Annotated in this window: 3 protein-coding genes; 1 reads left to right on the top strand and 2 read right to left on the bottom strand. The window is 61.8% G+C overall.

Annotated features, from left to right (window positions below):
• A partial coding sequence (locus AAFM29_RS13555; protein WP_341713321.1) for an MFS transporter occupies positions 1-544 on the bottom strand: 544 nt, incomplete at its 3' end.
• Between the two features lie 63 nt (positions 545-607).
• Positions 608-1,429, bottom strand: coding sequence for a kinase (locus AAFM29_RS13550; RefSeq protein ID WP_341713320.1), 822 nt, complete (start codon positions 1,427-1,429; stop codon positions 608-610).
• 419 nt (positions 1,430-1,848) lie between these two features.
• On the opposite strand from AAFM29_RS13550, the gene AAFM29_RS13545 reads away from it, so the two are divergent.
• Positions 1,849-2,051, top strand: a 203-nt coding sequence (locus tag AAFM29_RS13545) for a hypothetical protein (protein WP_341713319.1), incomplete at its 3' end; no start/stop codon positions are given.

The following is a 2,051-nucleotide window of genomic DNA, read 5'->3' as shown; positions in this document are numbered from 1 at the left end:
GCGTGACCAGGCCGAATATCCAGAAGATCGGCCGCCAGCCCAGCGCCTCCAGGATCGCACCGCCGGTCAACACGCCGACCGCCGGACCGAAAGCCAGCGCCGCGCCGATCAGGGCATTGGCGCTGCCACGATGATGCGCGGGGACCTCCGCCGCGAAGATCTTCGAACTACCCGGGAAGGCTATGCTTTCGCCCAGGCCGAGCAGCAACCGGAGTATAACGAGCAACATCAACCCGTGCACGAAGCCGGTGAGCAACGTGGCCACAGCCCACAATGCGATACCAGCGGCAAACATTCGGTAGACGCAGAAGCGATCGCACAGCCAGCCGACGAACAGGCACAGCGGTGCGTAAACCCAGAAGAAAGCGGATACGGCGGTGCCGAACTCGGTCGCGGTGAAGTTGAGCTCTTCGATCATCAAAGGCGCAGCAACCCCGATTGCCCCGCGATCGACGTAGTTCAGCAGCACCGACAGCGCGAGCAGCGCCACTACCCAGAACAGTCGCGTGCCCGATACTCGCGCAGCTTCGCCCGATGTTGCCATGCTTCCCCTCCTGACCTTCGCGCCCTGCATATCACGCGGAAGAGCGTCGGCGAGGCGATAAATTCATCTGCGTGCAGGTAGCACTTGTGGGTTCCGCTGCGCGTCAAGCGCGACAACCAGCTCCGCCTGCGGCTGCGCGAGCATTGCACAGCTTATCCGCTGATAATGCGCGACAAAGCGGCCCAGACTGGCCCGGTCCATGGCGCGGTCAGCCAATGCCGCCTCCTGTTCGCCCCGCCAGGTTTCGACCACGGCAAAATCCGGCGCCTTGAGGAATATCCGCAGATCGAGCCGCGCGAACAGCGCCGCATATCCACCAGCCAGATGGTCGTTCGCCCAGAGCCGCCAGATACCATCGGGGTCTTCGTCTCGCTCGAGCGCATTGGCTGGTTCGACCAGAGCATCTGCATCCTGCGGCCTGGCGCCGATGCACCAGCCCTCCAGCAGAACCACTGCGAAAGGTGGTGTGACGCTGCGCGGCGCGCCGCGATCATCGCTGGCCTTGTCGAAACTCGGCAAGGTGACCGTTGGGCCGTCGACCAAAAGCGCATCGAGTGCGGTTTCCAACAGCCGCAGATCATGGGTTCCGGGCACTCCGCGCGTGACGCACAAGGGGTGAACGCTTTGCGCCAGTCCTTCGCGTTCCGCCTTGGTGAGATAGAAGTCGTCGAGCGACAGCGCCGCTGTCGGCAAGCCACGCCCTTCCAGCTGTTCGGCAAGCCGTCGAACCAGGGTGGATTTGCCGGAGCCTTGCGCGCCTGCGATCCCCACCAGTATCGCGTGGCCAGCTTGGTGGTGGCGGTCGGCGATGGCATCGACCAGCGCCGTATCGGCAGCGGACCAGTCCGCATATGCTCCGGACTGGTGCTCGCCTGTTATTCCCATTCGATTATTTCCTAGTACCATAACCAATTGATATTGCGCGCAAAAAAATTTTCCGACGTTCTCTATACCGTCAGGCACACCGTCAAAAACACCGGCTATTGAAAACACTGGTCTTTTTGGTTGGTTTCCGGAATTTGATCCTTCGCGGTCTATCGCGGCGCACGGAAAGCCAACTCCCCTCCTGACCGCGTTCGCACCCCCCGCCGCCTGTACGCCCCGGTACGACTGTTCCCTTACATCCTCCGCCCCACTATACCGTCAGCCGCCGCTAAACTGTTCAATGTATGTCGTTTTCCTCCGCTCCGCGGCATACCGGATTGCTGGCCTTCGCTGAGTCCGGCATTTCAACAGCGGTTATCGGCCTCACCTGTCAGTTATCATTGGCGGATTGGAGAATCTCCTGCTGCATTACTCGAGCTTTGCGCCGCCCACTGCAGGGCGTCACCGAACACGAGCCGCGATGGCGGCTCAAACTGCGCAGCAAGCGCGACGATCCGATGGGCGAGCCGCTTCGGATCGTCCGGCTAGTTGCCGTTTGCGCTGTCGATGAAGGCACGATCCTGCGCGATCGCTTCGGCATAACCCGCGACATCGATGCTGCCGAAACTCGGGGACCTAAAGG

It is taken from the genome of Erythrobacter sp., assembly GCF_038133525.1.
GTDB lineage: Bacteria > Pseudomonadota > Alphaproteobacteria > Sphingomonadales > Sphingomonadaceae > Qipengyuania.
Note: the sequence above shows the minus strand (reverse complement) of the source record. Positions and strands in the feature narration are given on the sequence as shown.